A 16,719-nucleotide genomic window follows, 5' to 3' on the forward strand; every position below is an offset into this window, starting at 1 on the left:
CTTCAATCACGACTCGGTAGGTCAACATAGGGCTGCTTATAAGCGAATTGGCATAACAACGTACATCGCGCTGTCATCTTGTGCGTTCTCGATAAGAGCACTCGCATTGGCGTCTGACATTGAGATGCGAACCTGTTCACAACGCAGTGTGTTCAGAACATCCAATACGTAGCTTACGTTGAAGCCAATCTCTAGCGCGTCACCGTCGAAGTTAACATCGAGTACTTCTTCTGCTTCTTCTTGCTCTGGGTTGTTCGCGGTAATGCGCATCTCGCTATCCGCAAGGTTAACGCGAACACCACGGAATTTTTCATTCGATAGAATCGCAGCACGAGAAAATGCTGAACGTAATTCATCACAGCCAGCTTCAAGTGTCTTGGTGGTATTTTGCGGCATTACGCGGCGATAATCAGGGAAACGACCATCAACCAGCTTAGAAGTGAAGACATAGTTGTTCACTTCAGCTCGCACGTTAGAGTTACCAATTTGCAGTGTTACTGGCTGTTCAGGTGCATCCAATAGCTTCACTAACTCTTGAACACCTTTACGAGGAACAATGATCTGCTTCTGAGCAAAATCCGCACCCAGTTGTGCTTGAGATACTGCCATACGGTGACCATCGGTCGCTACGCTGCGCAGGATAGAGCCTTCAATCTCAAACAACATACCGTTGAGGTAGTAACGAACATCTTGGTTCGCCATTGAGAATTGTGTTTTCTCGATAAGACCGCGAAGTTCAGCTTGTGTCACTGACACTTCAACTTCACTGCTCCAGTCTTCAATATTTGGAAAATCTGCCGCAGGTAATGTTGCTAAAGAGAAGCGGCTACGACCAGAGCGAACCTGAATACGGTCACCATCCAATACCACCGTGATCACTGAGTTATCTGGCAATCCACGGCAGATATCTAGGAATTTACGTGAAGGTACGGTAATGCTACCCGCTTCGAAATCACCTTCAAGCGTTACACGGCTGATCAGTTCAACTTCTAGATCCGTCGCTGTCATCGACAACACGTTATCTTCTACTTTAATCAGTAGGTTTCCTAGAATTGGAAGCGTTGGCCTGCCACCGAGTGCGCCAGATACTTGTTGTAATGGCTTAATCAGGTGACTACGTTCAATGGTAAATTTCATATCTTGCTCTTACGGTCTAAATGGCACTGCGTAATAGTACGTGGCCAAGATTCTGCTTATTAAGGTTAAGAATACTGTGTATTAAGAAGAAAGGGTACGAATCAAGTTCGAATAATCTTCTTTAATGTCGTGGCTCTCTTCACGCAGCTGAGCAATCTTACGACAAGCATGCAGTACCGTCGTGTGGTCACGACCACCGAATGCATCGCCAATCTCAGGCAAGCTATGGTTTGTTAGCTCTTTCGCCAGTGCCATCGCCAATTGACGTGGACGAGCAACAGAACGAGAACGACGCTTAGACAATAGATCAGCGACTTTGATTTTGTAGTACTCGGCTACTGTCTTTTGAATGTTATCAATAGTGACCAGTTTTTCTTGCAGTGCAAGTAGGTCACGCAGTGCTTCACGCACGAAGTCGATCGTGATCGGGCGGCCAGTGAAGTTTGCATTCGCAATAACACGGTTCAATGCGCCTTCCAGTTCACGAACGTTAGAGCGTAGACGCTTGGCAATAAAGAACGCCACTTCATCCGCAAGGTGAATTTGGTGGTCTTCGGCTTTCTTCATCAAGATCGCAACACGTGTCTCAAGCTCTGGTGGCTCAATCGCTACCGTCAAACCCCAGCCGAAACGAGATTTAAGACGATCTTCTACCCCGTTGATCTCTTTTGGATAACGGTCAGACGTTAGGATGATCTGTTGATTGCCTTCAAGCAGCGCGTTAAAGGTATGGAAGAACTCTTCTTGAGAACGCTCTTTATTAGCAAAGAATTGGATGTCATCGATAAGCAATGCATCAACACTACGGTAGTAGCGCTTAAATTCTTCGATCGCGTTGTTTTGCAGAGCCTTTACCATATCCTGAACAAAACGCTCTGAGTGCATGTAAACCACTTTCGCATTCGGCTTATTATCAACAATGGCGTTACCCACCGCATGCAACAAGTGCGTTTTACCTAAACCAGTGCCGCCGTATAGGAACAACGGGTTGTAGGCTGTACCTGGGTTATCAGAAACCTGACGTGCCGCAGCCAAACCGAGTTGGTTCGACTTACCTTCAACAAAGTTATTGAACTTATGTTTTGGGTTCACGTTTGAGCGGTGATTCAAGTCAACCGCGACAGGCTCTTCATCACGCCAGATATTATGGACAGGTTTGCGAGCTTGTAATTGCGCAGGTGCTGATGACTCAGCGGCCACATCAGCTGCAGTGCGAGTCTGAGTTGGTGTCGGTGTCGCAGGCTTTGGTGCAATCACACGCTTGCTTCCCACTTCAAAATGAAGATGTGGGATATCGTTACCGCAATATTCTTGCAGCAGACGGTTAATGCTATTTAGATACTTATCACGAACCCAATCGAGTACGAAACGGTTCGGTGCAAATAGAGTTAGAGTATTGTCATTGAGTTCCGCTTGTAACGGACGAACCCACATACTGAATTCTGTAGCTGGTAACTCTTCTTGAAGCTGTTGCAAACACTGCAACCAAAGCGAAGATGACACGGTGCCCTCACTCTATTTAAAGTAATATGAAATGACCGCTAATTTTACCTGTTGATAAGTCAGATCACCAGCAATTGATCACAGATCCAGTGAATAAGATCCAAGTTATTCACAATAAATTTGTAATTTATCGGTGGATCCACACATCTTGCCCCTAATTTACTCACACAATGATCCACTTATGCCCGGATCCTTGCTAGTTATCCCCAAATCGGGAATTCAATCTGGTTATGGTTAATAACATCTGGTTATTTATTCTAGTGAGCATTTTCCCAGTAACATCCAAACCCATAAATATAAGGAGTTACCAAATGAATAACTGGATTAAGGCTGCAATTGCGGCTATCGCACTCTCTGCTGCTACTGTTCAAGCTGCGACTGAAGTTAAAGTCGGCATGTCTGGTCGCTATTTCCCGTTTACGTTCGTTAAACAAGACCAGCTACAGGGTTTTGAAGTGGATTTATGGGATGAGATCGGTAAGCGTAACGATTACAAGGTTGAATACGTAACGGCAAACTTCTCTGGTCTGTTTGGTCTTCTTGAAACGGGTCGCATCGATACCATTTCAAACCAAATTACAATGACGGATGCACGTAAAGCGAAATACCTATTCGCAGACCCATACGTAGTAGACGGCGCACAAATTACCGTTCGTAAAGGTAATGACAGCATTAAAGGCATCGAAGACCTTGATGGCAAGACGGTTGCGGTAAACCTAGGCTCAAACTTTGAACAACTGCTTCGCAGCTACGACAAAGATGGCAAGATCAATGTAAAAACCTACGATACAGGTATTGAACATGACGTGGCACTGGGTCGTGCCGATGCATTCGTAATGGATCGCCTATCAGCACTAGAGCTTATCAAGAAGACTGGTCTACCATTACAACTAGCAGGTCAGCCATTCGAAACAATTGAAAACGCTTGGCCTTTCGTCGACAACGATAACGGCAAAAAACTGCAAGCAGAAGTAAATGAAGCATTAGCAGCAATGCGCGCAGATGGTACGCTAGAAAGTATCTCTCAGAAATGGTTTGGTGCGGACATTACTCAGAAGTAATTACTCACTTTCTCCATTCAAGGCCCACTGCTTTATACAGCGGTGGGCTTTTTGCTTTTGTGCACTGATTAAAAAACCTGATACAACAGTACTTACATATAGAACAACACTGCCAATAAAAATACGAGATAGATTATGGGATTTGACTTTAATTACATGCTAGAGCTGTTGCCAATACTACTGAAGTATTTAGGCACCACGATGGAGATGGCGACCTGGGGCTTGTTCTTTGCTCTGATCCTGTCTCTGATACTGGCGAATATTCGTGTATTCAAAATCCCAGTGCTCGACCAACTGAGCCAGCTGTACATTAGCTTCTTCCGAGGCACACCACTGTTGGTGCAGCTGTTCCTCCTTTATTACGGCTTACCACAAGTCTTCCCGTGGATGGTTGGGTTGGATGCCTTCAGCGCCGCTGTGATTGGCTTAACCCTGCACTTTGCCGCGTATATGGCAGAAAGTATTCGTGCCGCGATTATCGGTATTGATCGCAGCCAGATGGAAGCCAGCCTTTCGGTCGGTATGACAACCAGCCAAGCGATGCGCCGAGTGATCTTACCGCAAGCAACTCGCGTGGCACTGCCGTCGTTGATGAACTACTTCATCGATATGATCAAGTCGACTTCACTTGCCTTCACCCTAGGTGTCGCCGAAATCATGGCTAAAGCTCAGATGGAGGCTTCTTCAAGTTTCCGCTTCTTCGAGGCTTTCTTAGCAGTCGCACTGATTTACTGGGGCGTGGTGGTTATCCTCACTCGTATTCAAATTTGGGCCGAAGTGAAACTGAATAAGGCGTATGTACGATGATCAAATTACAAAGTATCCACAAGCAGTTTGGTGACACCGAAGTTTTGAAAGGGATCGACCTAGAAATCAAACAAGGTGAGATAATTGTCATCATAGGTTCAAGTGGTACGGGTAAATCTACCCTACTGCGTTGTGTGAATTTTCTAGAGCAAGCCGATCAAGGCACGATTTCGATTGATGATATCAAGGTTGATACTCAGAAACACACTAAGGCAGAGGTGCTTGCACTGCGTCGTAAGACCGGTTTTGTGTTCCAAAACTATGCACTGTTCGCTCACCAAACCGCGAGACAGAATATTGCTGAAGGTTTAATTACCGTTCGTGGTTGGAAAAAACAGCAAGCCCATGAAAAAGCACAACAAATACTTGATGATATTGGCTTAGGTGACAAAGGTGATAGCTACCCAGCCGCGCTCTCTGGTGGCCAGCAACAACGGGTGGGTATTGGCCGTGCAATGGCACTACAACCCGAGCTTTTACTGTTTGATGAGCCGACTTCAGCGCTCGATCCTGAGTGGGTTGGCGAAGTGCTTAACCTAATGAAAAAACTGGCAAATCAGCATCAAACCATGCTGGTGGTTACCCATGAAATGCAGTTCGCGAGAGAGGTCGCAGACCGAGTGATCTTCATGGCTGACGGTCATATTATCGAGCAGGGATCTCCACAGGATATTTTTGGTAATCCACAGGATCCTAAATTAAAAAAATTCTTAAATAAGGTTGGGATCGACTAAGGATCCTTGTGATTTTAGTTATTCTACGTATAATCCCCCGACCGGAATTTTAGTTAACCCAATCATTGACACTTTTTGTGACAGTGATTACAATTCCGCCTCTTTGTTGAGAGGCGTCGGTTTTCCTTTCTTATATAAAGAAGAGAAAAAATGCCCACGCCGGGTTTAACAAAAACCTAAAACTACTGATCAGTAAGGTAATTACAATGAAACGCACTTTTCAACCTACAGTTCTAAAGCGTAAGCGTACTCACGGTTTCCGTGCTCGCATGGCTACTAAGAACGGTCGCGCAACAATCAATGCACGTCGTGCAAAAGGCCGTAAGCGTCTTTCTAAGTAATCTTTGATTATTTTGAATAAGCTAGCCTTCGGTCGGGAGTTACGCTTGTTAACTCCCGAACATTATCAAAATGTCTTCAAGCAAGCTCATCGAGCTGGCTCCCCTCATTTCACCATCATTGCCCGAAATAACTCTCTTTCAAATCCTCGTCTTGGATTAGCCGTTCCGAAAAAGCAGATTAAAACCGCCGTGGGTCGTAACCGATTCAAGCGTCTTACTCGTGAAAGCTTTCGTAACACTCAACACAAACTTCCTAACAAAGATTTTGTTGTAATCGCTAAGAAGAGCGCGCAAGATTTAAGCAATGAAGAAATGTTCAAGCTACTCGACAAATTATGGCTTCGCCTGTCTCGCCCTTCGCGTGGATAGCGCTAATACCCATCTATTTTTATAGATGGTTTATTAGTCCACTCATCGGCCCACGCTGCCGATTTACTCCAACCTGCTCTTTATATGCGATAGAAGCGTTGAAAGCTCACGGTTTTGTAAAAGGGTGTTGGTTATCAGGCAAACGTCTATTAAAATGCCATCCTTTGAACGAAGGGGGCTTTGACCCCGTTCCACCAGTCCAAAAACAAGACAGAGATAAATAACGATGGATTCTCAACGTAATATCCTGTTAATCGCATTGGCTTTGGTTTCTTTCCTACTGTTCCAACAATGGAACGTAGCTCAGAATCCAGCACCACAAGCGGTTGAGCAGGCACAATCTGGCAGCACCCTACCAGCGCCATCTTATGCAGATGATCTAGACCCGGCTCCTGGTCAAGTTGCTTCTTCTGCTAAAACTATCACAGTAACAACTGATGTACTGACTCTGTCAATTGATACGGTTGGTGGTGATGTCGTTAAAGCAAACCTAAACGATTACTCTGCTGAGTTCGATTCTGAAGATACGTTTGTTCTTCTTAAAAACGAACCAGGTCACCAATTTATCGCACAAAGCGGTCTAGTGGGTCCTCAAGGTATCGATTTAAGCAGCACAAACCGCCCAAGCTACACAGTTTCAGCAGACAGCTTCACGCTTGCTGATGGTCAGGATGAACTACGCATCCCGATGACTTACCAAGCGAACGGCCTTGATTACACGAAAACATTCATCCTTAAGCGTGGCAGCTACGCAATGGATGTTGAATACGATGTAGTCAACAACTCTGGTAACAACGCGACATTCGGCATGTACGCTCACCTGCGTCAGAACGTAATGGATGACGGCGGTAGCCTAACAATGCCAACTTACCGTGGTGGTGCTTACTCTACGGAAGATACGCGTTACAAAAAATACAGCTTCGACGACATGCAAGATCGCAACCTGTCTCTTAACCTAGCAAACGGTCAAGGTTGGGCAGCGATGATTCAGCACTACTTTGCAAGTGCATGGATCCCACGCGACGAAGCAGGCAGCAACCTTTACACTCGTGTAATTGGTAACCTTGGCGACATCGGTGTTCGCATGCCGAACAAAACCATCGCTACTGGCGACGAAGCAAACTTCAAAGCAACGCTTTGGGTTGGTCCTAAACTTCAAGACCAAATGGCTGCTGTTGCACCTAACCTAGACCTAGTAGTTGACTACGGTTGGTTATGGTTCATTGCTAAACCACTTCATACTCTGCTTTCGTTCATTCAAGGCATCGTTGTGAACTGGGGTCTGGCAATCATCTGTCTAACTTTCATCGTTCGTGGTGCTATGTACCCACTAACGAAAGCTCAGTACACGTCTATGGCGAAAATGCGTATGCTTCAGCCTAAGCTGACTGCAATGCGTGAGCGTATCGGCGACGATCGTCAACGCATGAGCCAAGAAATGATGGAGCTTTACAAGAAAGAGAAAGTAAACCCACTAGGTGGCTGTTTACCTATCCTTCTGCAAATGCCTATCTTCATTTCGCTATACTGGGCACTAATGGAGTCTGTTGAACTGCGTCACTCACCGTTCTTCGGTTGGATTACTGACCTTTCGGCACAAGACCCATACTACATCTTGCCACTTCTGATGGGTGCTTCAATGTTCCTAATCCAGAAGATGAGCCCGACAACTGTAACGGATCCAATGCAGCAGAAGATCATGACCTTTATGCCGGTTATGTTCACATTCTTCTTCCTGTTCTTCCCTTCAGGTCTGGTTCTATACTGGCTAGTATCGAACATCGTAACTCTGATTCAGCAAACGCTTATCTACCGCGCGCTGGAAAAGAAAGGCTTACATTCTAAGTAAGTTCGATAATAGAAAGAGACAAAGAAAGGCGACCAAAAGGTCGCCTTTTTGTTTTTAGCTGATTACAATTCAGCTAATTGATTAATCGTGAGCGCCCCTTTTTGGCTTTCACATGCTAGCAGGCACAACTATGACTACAGATACGATTGTTGCTCAAGCGACTGCACCCGGCCGTGGCGGCGTCGGTATTATTCGCGTTTCAGGCCCACAAGCAGCCCAAGTTGCGCTTGAAGTTACCGGCAAAGTACTGAAACCACGTTACGCTGAGTACACCCCTTTTAAATCTCACGATGGTTTAGAGCTAGACCAAGGCATCGCGCTTTACTTTCCTAACCCGCACTCGTTTACCGGTGAAGACGTTTTAGAGCTGCAAGGCCACGGTGGTCCTGTGGTAATGGATATGCTCATCAAGCGCATCCTCGCTATTCCAGGGCTACGCGCAGCACGCCCAGGTGAGTTCTCGGAGCGTGCCTTCTTGAACGACAAGATGGATTTAACCCAAGCAGAAGCGATTGCTGACCTCATTGATGCCAGTTCAGAAGAAGCGGCGAAATCAGCTCTGCAATCGTTGCAAGGTGAGTTCTCGAAACGCATTAATACGCTGGTGGACTCTCTGATTCACTTACGCATCTATGTTGAAGCCGCTATCGACTTCCCAGAAGAAGAGATTGATTTCCTTGCTGACGGTAAAGTAAGTGCTGACTTACAAGCTATCATCGACAACCTCGAAGCGGTTCGCCAAGAAGCCAATCAAGGTGCCATCATGCGTGAAGGTATGAAGGTGGTGATTGCAGGTCGTCCTAATGCCGGTAAGTCGAGCTTACTGAATGCATTATCGGGTAAAGACTCCGCGATTGTGACTGATATTGCAGGTACAACCCGTGATGTACTTCGTGAACATATCCATATTGATGGTATGCCACTGCACATTATTGATACCGCAGGCCTGCGTGAAGCCTCGGATGAAGTCGAAAAAATCGGTATTGAACGCGCTTGGGAAGAAATTGCTCAAGCCGATCGCGTTTTATTTATGGTCGATGGCACCACTACCGATGCAACCGACCCGAAAGATATCTGGCCAGATTTCGTTGATCGTCTGCCGAATAACATCGGAATGACCGTGATTCGTAACAAAGCCGATCAAACCGGTGAAGATCTCGGGATTTGCCATGTTAATGATCCAACTCTGATTCGACTATCAGCAAAGACGGGACAAGGCGTTGATGCACTACGTAATCACTTAAAAGATTGCATGGGCTTTGCTGGTGGCAATGAAGGTGGCTTCATGGCACGTCGTCGCCACTTAGATGCCCTAGAACGCGCATCTGAGCATCTAGATATTGGCCAGCAACAGCTCGAAGGCTATATGGCAGGGGAAATCTTGGCAGAAGAACTGCGTATAACGCAGCAACACCTTAACGAGATTACTGGTGAATTCAGTTCCGATGACCTACTCGGCCGTATCTTCACCTCTTTCTGTATTGGTAAATAACCTTTAAAGGCCGGCTCATGCTGGCCTTTTTCTTTAGTAAGGACAGCTTAATGATCCACATTATTACAGGCAGCACCTTAGGTGGTGCAGAGTACGTTGGCGATCACCTTAATGATCTTCTTGAAGAGCAAGGCCACGAGATCACCCTTCATAATCAGCCTGAATTCGATGATATTCCCCAACAAGGCTTTTGGTTGCTGGTGACTTCAACTCATGGTGCGGGTGAATTTCCAGATAATATTAAGCCGTTTATCGACGCATTGACCCAGCAATCTCCAGATTTAAGCCCGGTTCGCTTTGCTGTCGTGGCGCTTGGTGATTCGAGTTACGATACCTTCTGTTTGGCGGGAAAATCAGTCCACAGCCAGATGAAAGAGCTCGGTGCTCAGCCTATTTCTGACTGTTTTACCATCGATGTATTGGAAACTCCGGTACCAGAAGACGCAGCAGAAGCTTGGTTCAACGATCATAGCGACCAGTTTTAACCTCTCTCCTCTCTCAAAAAGCGGCTTATGCCGCTTTTTTTGTCTCTGAACATCGTGATTGTGAATAACTTTTTTTCAAAAACATCGAAAATTAGCGATCTATTTTCAATTTCTGCTGTGGATAAGATCATACATATACGGTGATTAACCTATAGTTATCCAAATAACAAGTTTTAGGCTAATTTCCTCCTGTGAATAAGTAGCCATTTTGATCCCAGCTAATCCTCATCCTGATCAAAGTTAGATCACATCATTTGATCCAAAAAAGATCCATGATCTCGTTGATCATTTCCGACTTATCCACAGATACCCTCGATCCTAATAATAGATCTAATAAAAGATCTCCTTAAAGATCTTATCTATATTAATTAAAAACAGCTTTTTCGAAAAATCCCAAAAACGTTTTCTCAGGCTATGAAAACAGGTAGAATATCGCTCCTTTTTATCAATCTAGAAAACGTTTGAATACCTGAGGTCGGTTCATGCTTTATCACGAAAAATTTGACGTCATCGTTGTTGGTGGTGGCCATGCAGGAACGGAAGCCGCACTCGCATCTGCACGTACTGGTCAAAGTACGTTATTACTTACTCATAATATCGATACACTAGGACAAATGTCTTGTAACCCAGCCATTGGCGGGATCGGTAAGGGCCACTTGGTAAAAGAGGTCGATGCAATGGGTGGATTAATGGCGCAAGCTATTGATCATGCAGGTATTCAGTTCAGAACATTGAACGCATCAAAAGGCCCTGCGGTTCGTGCTACTCGTGCACAAGCTGACCGCGCACTGTACAAAGCCTTTGTTCGTAACGTTCTTGAAAACACGCCAAACCTGACTTTGTTCCAACAGTCGGTTGATGACTTGATCGTTGAACAGGATCAAGTGGTAGGTGTGGTAACGCAGATGGGCCTTAAGTTCCGCGCAAGCGCTGTGGTTCTGACTGTGGGCACATTCCTAGGCGGCAAGATCCATATTGGTATGGAAAGTTCTTCAGGTGGCCGTGCTGGTGATCCACCATCGATCGCACTGGCTGACCGTCTTCGTGATCTTCCATTCCGAGTTGATCGCCTGAAAACAGGTACTCCTCCTCGTATCGATGCGCGTAGCGTTGATTTTTCTGAGCTTGAGGTTCAGCACGGTGATAACCCGACGCCTGTTTTCTCGTTCATGGGCAGCCGAGCTCAACAACCTCGTCAAATTCCATGTTACATCACGCATACCAATGAAAATACGCATGACGTAATTCGTGCCAACCTTGATCGCAGCCCTATGTACGCGGGTGTGATTGAAGGCATTGGCCCTCGTTACTGCCCTTCGATTGAAGACAAAGTAATGCGTTTTGCTGACAAGAACAGTCACCAAATTTTTATTGAGCCAGAAGGTCTAACGACTCACGAGCTATACCCGAATGGTATCTCTACCAGTCTGCCGTTTGATGTACAGGTTCAAATTGTTCGTTCGATGAAGGGCTTTGAAAATGCTCATATCGTTCGCCCTGGCTATGCGATTGAGTACGATTTCTTTGATCCTCGCGACCTTAAGCTGACTTACGAAACTAAGTTTATCAAAGGTCTATTCTTTGCGGGTCAAATCAACGGTACCACTGGCTATGAAGAAGCGGCTGCACAAGGCTTGATGGCCGGTCTGAATGCAAGTTTGTTTACTCAAGGCAAAGAAGGCTGGAGTCCACGTCGTGACCAAGCTTACATGGGCGTGCTTATCGACGACCTATCTACCATGGGTACCAAAGAACCTTACCGCATGTTTACGTCTCGCGCGGAATACCGTCTGCTGCTTCGTGAAGACAACGCCGATATCCGCTTGACTGAAAAGTCGCGTGAACTTGGCCTTGTTGATGACGCTCGTTGGGCTCGTTTCAACGAGAAGATGGAAAACATGGAGAAGGAGCGTCAACGTCTGAAAGAGACTTGGATTAATCCAAAATCTGAAGATATTGATCAACTGAACCAAATTCTGAAAACACCAATGTCTCGTGAAGCGAGCGGTGAAGATCTTCTTCGTCGCCCTGAAATGACTTATTCACAGTTAACCGCATTGGATCGTTTTGGTCCTGCACTGGAAGATCAACAAGCGTCTGAGCAAGTTGAGATCCAAGTGAAGTACGATGGTTACATTCAGCGTCAACAAGACGAAATTGAAAAATCACTGCGTCATGAAAACACCAAACTGCCTGCTGATATCGATTACAGCAAGGTAAAAGGACTTTCTAACGAAGTGGTTCTTAAACTAACGACAGCTAAGCCTGACTCAATTGGTATTGCTTCGCGAATTTCAGGTATCACACCTGCAGCAATCTCAATTCTGTTGGTTTACTTGAAAAAACACGGCCTGTTGAAAAAAGGTGAGGAAGCATAATGAGCGCATTACGCGAAAAACTGGATCACCTTATTGGCCAGACTGAACTTGAAGTATCTGAAAAACAACGTGGCCAGTTGGTTGGCTACGTTGAGTTACTGAACAAGTGGAACAAAGCTTATAACCTAACATCAGTTCGTGACCCACAAGAAATGATGGTGAAACATATCTTAGATAGCATCATTGTTAGCACTCACTTACAAGGTAAGCGCTTTATCGATGTGGGTACGGGACCTGGTCTTCCTGGGATTCCGCTCTCAATCATGAATCCAGACTGCGAGTTTTACTTGCTAGACAGCCTAGGTAAGCGTATTCGTTTTATCAAACAGGTGATTCATGAGCTGGGTATCGACAACGTGGTACCGGTTCAAAGTCGCGTTGAAGAATTTCAACCAGAAGAAAAGTTTGATGCAGTGCTCAGTCGTGCATTTGCGTCAATGACAGACATGGTAGAGTGGTGTCACCATTTACCTAAAGAGCAATCCGGTGTATTTTTGGCTCTTAAGGGACAACATCCTAGAGACGAAATCGACCTGTTACCTGAATGGTGTTCAGTGACAGACATTAAAGCTTTGCAAGTGCCAGAGCTTGATGGAGAGCGTCATCTAGTTACTTTATCGCGTCAGGGATAATCAGCGAGGCCATAGTGGGTAGAATCGTAGCAATTGCCAACCAGAAGGGTGGCGTAGGAAAAACAACAACTTGCATTAATTTAGCAGCATCAATGGCGGCAACAAAACGCAAGATATTGGTTGTTGACCTCGATCCTCAAGGTAATGCCACTATGGCGAGCGGTGTCGACAAGTATCAAGTTGAAGCAACAGCTTACGATTTGTTGGTTGAAGACACCCCATTTGATGAGGTGGTTTGCCGGAGTACATCTGGCAATTATGACCTCATCGCCGCGAACGGTGATGTTACTGCGGCAGAAATCAAGCTGATGGAAGTGTTTGCTCGTGAAGTTCGTTTAAAAAATGCACTCGAACCCATTCGCAATAACTATGATTTCATCTTTATTGATTGTCCGCCCTCATTAAACCTTCTTACAATCAACGCGATGGCTGCGGCCGACTCCGTATTGGTTCCTATGCAATGTGAATACTTTGCTTTGGAAGGTTTGACTGCGTTGATGGATACCATCAGTAAACTCGCTGCGGTAGTAAACGAGAATCTTAAGATCGAAGGTCTTCTACGTACTATGTACGATCCTCGTAACCGCTTATCGAACGAAGTATCTGATCAACTCAAAAAACATTTTGGTAGCAAAGTCTACCGAACTGTTATCCCTAGAAATGTGCGTCTGGCAGAAGCGCCTAGTCATGGCAAGCCAGCAATGTACTACGACAAATATTCCGCAGGAGCGAAGGCATATCTTGCTCTTGCAGGCGAAATGTTGCGTCGTGAAGAAGTCCCAGTATAGGTCTAACCAAAGGAATTCGCTCAATGTCTAAGCGCGGTTTAGGAAAGGGGCTAGATGCATTGCTTGCAACTAGCTCTCTGGCTCGTGAAAAACAACAAGTAGCTTCTCATAGTCAAGCGTTATCGGCTGATGGTGAGCTCATCGAACTTGCTGTCGGTTGCTTAAAGCCAGGTGTATATCAACCGCGTAAGGATATTGCGCCGGAAGCGCTAGAAGAGTTAGCGGCATCTATACAATCTCAAGGCATTATCCAACCGATCGTTGTACGCCCTTTAGCGCACGACCAATTTGAGATTATTGCTGGTGAACGTCGTTGGAGAGCGGCTCGTCAAGCTGGTCTTAAACAAGTTCCATGCTTGATCAAGAGAGTAGAAGACAAGGCCGCGATTGCGATGGCATTGATCGAGAACATTCAACGTGAAGATCTGAATGTTATCGAAGAATCACAAGCGCTAGAGCGCTTGCAGAACGAGTTTTCACTGACACATCAGCAGGTCGCCGATGTGATTGGTAAATCCAGAGCTACCGTTAGTAACTTATTACGTCTAAATCAGCTCGAAAATGAAGTAAAAGGTTTAGTTTCCAGTAAACAACTAGAAATGGGGCATGCTAGAGCACTGCTTGCGCTTGAAGGTGTTACCCAGGTTGAGGCAGCGAATACTGCAGCAACCAAAAAAATGACCGTGCGTCAAACTGAGCAACTTGTCAAAAAGTGCTTAAAACCAGACGTTGAAGCGGAATCGAAGCCCGAAGACACTGAGGCCATCGAACTTTCACGAAGACTCACGGAAAAATTGCAAGCAAACGTTTCAGTTACTCGTTCTGTTAGCGGTAAGTCAAAAGTGACAATTACTCTTGATGAGCCTCACAAATTAGAGCAACTTATTGCTAAACTAGAGTACTAAATGAGATAATTGATTTAGGTCAATTATGTAATAAACAAGTAATTTCTTACAAAAGTTGTCGGTTTGTATACAGAAATGTAAATGATTGCTGCATTCTTATTGCAATCAATTTGGCTGAACGTATAATTTTCGCCAATTTCTCAGCACGCTTTTAAGCGAGTGGTAAAGTGGGCTTAAAGAGGAACGAATACATGGTAGCGGCGTTAGCAAGACCAGGACGAGTGCTTGCAAAGCAAATGTTATTGATCGAGCTTAGCGCGGTTATATTAGTGGCGATAGGGTTAGGTTTAGCTGTTAATCCTGATTGGGGTTTTGCTGCATTGGTTGGTGGCGGTATTTTTGTCATCGCGAATGTAGTTTTTTGTGTGTGTGCTTTCCTATTTTGTGGAGCTCGTGCAACTAAGTTAGTTGCGGCGTCGTTCTATGCAGGTGAAGCACTAAAGATCCTTATCACAGTTCTACTATTCTCTATTGTCTACATGTATATGCAGGTGGAATTAATTCCCCTCAAACTGACCTATTTACTGGTTCTAGGTATTAATATCTTTGCGCCAGTGCTTTTCATTAACAATAAAAAATAGGATGAGTTATGGCTGCGCCAACAGCATCCGGATACATTGAACACCATTTACAAAACCTTTCTTTAGCTAAGTTTGGTCTTGTAGAGGAGACAAGTTTCTGGAACGTACATATAGACAGTCTGTTTTTTTCGGTGTTGACAGGGATGTTATTCCTTTGGGTTTTTCGCTCAGTCGCTAAGAAAGCAACAGTAGGTGTACCTGGTAAGCTTCAGTGTTTTGTTGAAATGGTAGTGGAATTCGTTGGCGACAACGTTAAAGAAACTTTCCATGGTCGCAACCCTCTGATTGCCCCACTAGCACTGACTATATTCTGCTGGATTATCATTATGAACTTGATGGACTTAGTGCCTATCGATTTCTTACCATATCCTGCAGAGCATTGGCTAGGTATCCCTTACTTGAAAGTGGTTCCTACAGCTGATGTAAATATAACCATGGCAATGGCTTTGGGTGTTTTTGCTCTGATGATCTACTACAGCATCAAAGTGAAAGGCCTAGGCGGATTTGCTAAAGAATTGGCACTGCATCCATTTAATCACCCAATCATGATCCCATTTAACTTGGTACTTGAGGTAATTTCGTTATTAGCGAAGCCACTATCTCTAGGTATGCGTTTGTTTGGTAATATGTTTGCGGGTGAGGTGGTGTTTATTCTTATCGCGGCAATGCTACCGTGGTACTTACAATGGGTAGGTGCACTACCTTGGGCTATCTTCCATATCTTAGTTATATTGATTCAAGCGTTTGTTTTCATGATGTTGACAATCGTTTACTTATCAATGGCTCATGAAGATAGTGATCACTAAAAAATTTTTAAGCTTTATTCTAACTATTAATGTTAATCGGAGAACGTAAATGGAAACTGTACTAAGTTTTTCAGCAATCGCTGTTGCTATTATTGTTGGTCTTTGTGCCGTAGGTACTGCAATTGGTTTTGCTATTCTTGGTGGTAAATTCCTAGAAGGCGCTGCGCGTCAACCTGAAATGGCTCCAATGCTACAAGTTAAGATGTTCATCATCGCTGGTCTACTGGATGCTGTTCCAATGATCGGTATCGTAATCGCACTACTATTCACGTTTGCTAACCCATTTGTTGGTCAACTAGCAGGCTAATTAACTCTTTAATAGTTAATTAAATTTTTGTAGTTGATTCTTAACGAGGGGTAGCTGTTGTGAATATGAACGCAACTCTGCTAGGTCAAGCAATTGCTTTTTCACTGTTTGTTTGGTTCTGCATGAAATATGTATGGCCACCAATCATGCAAGCAATTGAAGAACGTCAGAAAAAAATTGCTGACGGTCTTGTAGCCGCTGAACGCGCTGCTAAAGACTTGAACCTGGCACAAGCCAACGCTTCTGAGCAAATGAAAGAAGCAAAGCGCACTGCAACTGAGGTTATTGATCAGGCAAACAAACGTAAAGCTCAAATTATTGATGAAGCACGCGAAGAAGCTCAGGCAGAACGCCAGAAAATCTTAGCGCAAGCTGAAGCAGAAATTGAAGCAGAGCGTACACGTGCCCGTGATGACCTGCGCAAACAAGTCGCAACTCTGGCTATAGCTGGTGCTGAGAAAATCCTTGAGCGTACAATCGATAAAGATGTACACGATGATCTTCTTAACAACATTACTGCAAAACTTTAAAGCAAGGGGCTGTA

General features: G+C 44.9%; 19 protein-coding genes. 17 read left to right on the forward strand and 2 right to left on the reverse strand.

From position 1 onward, the window contains the following. Positions 1–36: 36 nt before the first annotated feature. Positions 37–1,137, reverse strand: coding sequence for a DNA polymerase III subunit beta (gene dnaN / locus ACED41_RS15875; RefSeq protein ID WP_017058809.1), 1,101 nt, complete (start codon positions 1,135–1,137; stop codon positions 37–39). Between the two features lie 81 nt (positions 1,138–1,218). Further along, positions 1,219–2,640, reverse strand: coding sequence for a chromosomal replication initiator protein DnaA (gene dnaA, locus ACED41_RS15880; RefSeq protein WP_017058808.1), 1,422 nt, complete (start codon positions 2,638–2,640; stop codon positions 1,219–1,221). 311 nt (positions 2,641–2,951) lie between these two features. Between dnaA and ACED41_RS15885 the strand changes: the two genes are divergently transcribed. From ACED41_RS15885 to atpF, 17 genes are all read left to right on the forward strand, one after another. Then, complete coding sequence (locus tag ACED41_RS15885; protein ID WP_009848135.1) at positions 2,952–3,701, forward strand: amino acid ABC transporter substrate-binding protein; 750 nt, start codon at positions 2,952–2,954, stop codon at positions 3,699–3,701. Positions 3,702–3,836: 135 nt separating this feature from the next. Continuing rightward, the gene (locus ACED41_RS15890; protein WP_009848134.1) at positions 3,837–4,508 is read left to right on the forward strand and encodes an amino acid ABC transporter permease; all 672 of its coding nucleotides are present in this window, start codon (positions 3,837–3,839) and stop codon (positions 4,506–4,508) included. Beyond that, the gene (locus ACED41_RS15895) at positions 4,505–5,242 is read left to right on the forward strand and encodes an amino acid ABC transporter ATP-binding protein (RefSeq protein WP_017063027.1); all 738 of its coding nucleotides are present in this window, start codon (positions 4,505–4,507) and stop codon (positions 5,240–5,242) included. The genes ACED41_RS15890 and ACED41_RS15895 overlap by 4 nt, the downstream gene beginning before the upstream one ends. A gap of 206 nt (positions 5,243–5,448) precedes the next feature. Continuing rightward, positions 5,449–5,583, forward strand: a complete 135-nt coding sequence (gene rpmH / locus ACED41_RS15900) for a 50S ribosomal protein L34 (protein WP_004735800.1) — start codon at positions 5,449–5,451, stop codon at positions 5,581–5,583. 45 nt (positions 5,584–5,628) lie between these two features. Beyond that, positions 5,629–5,952 carry a ribonuclease P protein component gene (gene rnpA, locus ACED41_RS15905; protein ID WP_017055478.1) on the forward strand — a complete coding sequence of 108 codons (324 nt, stop codon included), beginning with the start codon at positions 5,629–5,631 and terminating at the stop codon, positions 5,950–5,952. Further along, positions 5,919–6,176, forward strand: coding sequence for a membrane protein insertion efficiency factor YidD (yidD, locus tag ACED41_RS15910; protein WP_004735802.1), 258 nt, complete (start codon positions 5,919–5,921; stop codon positions 6,174–6,176). Before rnpA ends, yidD begins: the two co-directional genes overlap by 34 nt. Positions 6,177–6,178: 2 nt before the next feature. Next, positions 6,179–7,801, forward strand: a complete 1,623-nt coding sequence (gene yidC / locus ACED41_RS15915) for a membrane protein insertase YidC (protein ID WP_017058806.1) — start codon at positions 6,179–6,181, stop codon at positions 7,799–7,801. A 130-nt stretch (positions 7,802–7,931) separates the two neighbouring features. After that, positions 7,932–9,293: a tRNA uridine-5-carboxymethylaminomethyl(34) synthesis GTPase MnmE gene (mnmE, locus tag ACED41_RS15920; protein ID WP_029235098.1), complete on the forward strand. Its 1,362-nt coding sequence runs from the start codon at positions 7,932–7,934 to the stop codon at positions 9,291–9,293. A 50-nt stretch (positions 9,294–9,343) separates the two neighbouring features. Next, a complete protein-coding gene (mioC, locus tag ACED41_RS15925; RefSeq protein ID WP_017058804.1) occupies positions 9,344–9,778 on the forward strand; it encodes an FMN-binding protein MioC in 435 nt (144 codons plus the stop codon). Positions 9,779–10,260: 482 nt separating this feature from the next. Then, positions 10,261–12,156: a tRNA uridine-5-carboxymethylaminomethyl(34) synthesis enzyme MnmG gene (gene mnmG / locus ACED41_RS15930; protein ID WP_017058802.1), complete on the forward strand. Its 1,896-nt coding sequence runs from the start codon at positions 10,261–10,263 to the stop codon at positions 12,154–12,156. Next, positions 12,156–12,788: a 16S rRNA (guanine(527)-N(7))-methyltransferase RsmG gene (gene rsmG / locus ACED41_RS15935; protein ID WP_017058801.1), complete on the forward strand. Its 633-nt coding sequence runs from the start codon at positions 12,156–12,158 to the stop codon at positions 12,786–12,788. Before mnmG ends, rsmG begins: the two co-directional genes overlap by 1 nt. Before the next feature lie 14 nt (positions 12,789–12,802). Continuing rightward, complete coding sequence (locus ACED41_RS15940; protein WP_029235097.1) at positions 12,803–13,576, forward strand: ParA family protein; 774 nt, start codon at positions 12,803–12,805, stop codon at positions 13,574–13,576. A 23-nt stretch (positions 13,577–13,599) separates the two neighbouring features. Next, positions 13,600–14,481, forward strand: a complete 882-nt coding sequence (locus ACED41_RS15945) for a ParB/RepB/Spo0J family partition protein (RefSeq protein ID WP_017063024.1) — start codon at positions 13,600–13,602, stop codon at positions 14,479–14,481. 191 nt (positions 14,482–14,672) lie between these two features. Further along, a complete protein-coding gene (locus tag ACED41_RS15950; RefSeq protein ID WP_010433210.1) occupies positions 14,673–15,062 on the forward strand; it encodes a F0F1 ATP synthase subunit I in 390 nt (129 codons plus the stop codon). Positions 15,063–15,070: 8 nt separating this feature from the next. Next, positions 15,071–15,868, forward strand: coding sequence for a F0F1 ATP synthase subunit A (gene atpB, locus ACED41_RS15955; protein WP_009848124.1), 798 nt, complete (start codon positions 15,071–15,073; stop codon positions 15,866–15,868). A gap of 49 nt (positions 15,869–15,917) precedes the next feature. Then, a complete protein-coding gene (gene atpE / locus ACED41_RS15960; RefSeq protein WP_004411110.1) occupies positions 15,918–16,175 on the forward strand; it encodes a F0F1 ATP synthase subunit C in 258 nt (85 codons plus the stop codon). 59 nt (positions 16,176–16,234) lie between these two features. Continuing rightward, entirely contained in the window at positions 16,235–16,705 is a 471-nt protein-coding gene (gene atpF, locus ACED41_RS15965; RefSeq protein ID WP_010433231.1) for a F0F1 ATP synthase subunit B, read from the forward strand. Positions 16,706–16,719: the final 14 nt, after the last annotated feature.

It is taken from the genome of Vibrio sp. 1F255 (genome assembly GCF_041439145.1).
Lineage (GTDB): Bacteria > Pseudomonadota > Gammaproteobacteria > Enterobacterales > Vibrionaceae > Vibrio > Vibrio crassostreae_C.

What these genes read in the sequence shown, in the direction of transcription:
- dnaN (WP_017058809.1), bottom strand. Translation starts at nt 1,137, where the DNA reads ATGAAATTTACCATTGAACGTAGTCACCTGATTAAGCCATTACAACAA.
- ACED41_RS15885 (WP_009848135.1), top strand. Translation starts at nt 2,952, where the DNA reads ATGAATAACTGGATTAAGGCTGCAATTGCGGCTATCGCACTCTCTGCT.
- ACED41_RS15890 (WP_009848134.1), top strand. Translation starts at nt 3,837, where the DNA reads ATGGGATTTGACTTTAATTACATGCTAGAGCTGTTGCCAATACTACTG.
- ACED41_RS15895 (WP_017063027.1), top strand. Translation starts at nt 4,505, where the DNA reads ATGATCAAATTACAAAGTATCCACAAGCAGTTTGGTGACACCGAAGTT.
- rpmH (WP_004735800.1), top strand. Translation starts at nt 5,449, where the DNA reads ATGAAACGCACTTTTCAACCTACAGTTCTAAAGCGTAAGCGTACTCAC.
- yidD (WP_004735802.1), top strand. Translation starts at nt 5,919, where the DNA reads ATGGCTTCGCCTGTCTCGCCCTTCGCGTGGATAGCGCTAATACCCATC.
- yidC (WP_017058806.1), top strand. Translation starts at nt 6,179, where the DNA reads ATGGATTCTCAACGTAATATCCTGTTAATCGCATTGGCTTTGGTTTCT.
- mnmE (WP_029235098.1), top strand. Translation starts at nt 7,932, where the DNA reads ATGACTACAGATACGATTGTTGCTCAAGCGACTGCACCCGGCCGTGGC.
- mioC (WP_017058804.1), top strand. Translation starts at nt 9,344, where the DNA reads ATGATCCACATTATTACAGGCAGCACCTTAGGTGGTGCAGAGTACGTT.
- mnmG (WP_017058802.1), top strand. Translation starts at nt 10,261, where the DNA reads ATGCTTTATCACGAAAAATTTGACGTCATCGTTGTTGGTGGTGGCCAT.
- rsmG (WP_017058801.1), top strand. Translation starts at nt 12,156, where the DNA reads ATGAGCGCATTACGCGAAAAACTGGATCACCTTATTGGCCAGACTGAA.
- ACED41_RS15945 (WP_017063024.1), top strand. Translation starts at nt 13,600, where the DNA reads ATGTCTAAGCGCGGTTTAGGAAAGGGGCTAGATGCATTGCTTGCAACT.
- ACED41_RS15950 (WP_010433210.1), top strand. Translation starts at nt 14,673, where the DNA reads ATGGTAGCGGCGTTAGCAAGACCAGGACGAGTGCTTGCAAAGCAAATG.
- atpB (WP_009848124.1), top strand. Translation starts at nt 15,071, where the DNA reads ATGGCTGCGCCAACAGCATCCGGATACATTGAACACCATTTACAAAAC.
- atpE (WP_004411110.1), top strand. Translation starts at nt 15,918, where the DNA reads ATGGAAACTGTACTAAGTTTTTCAGCAATCGCTGTTGCTATTATTGTT.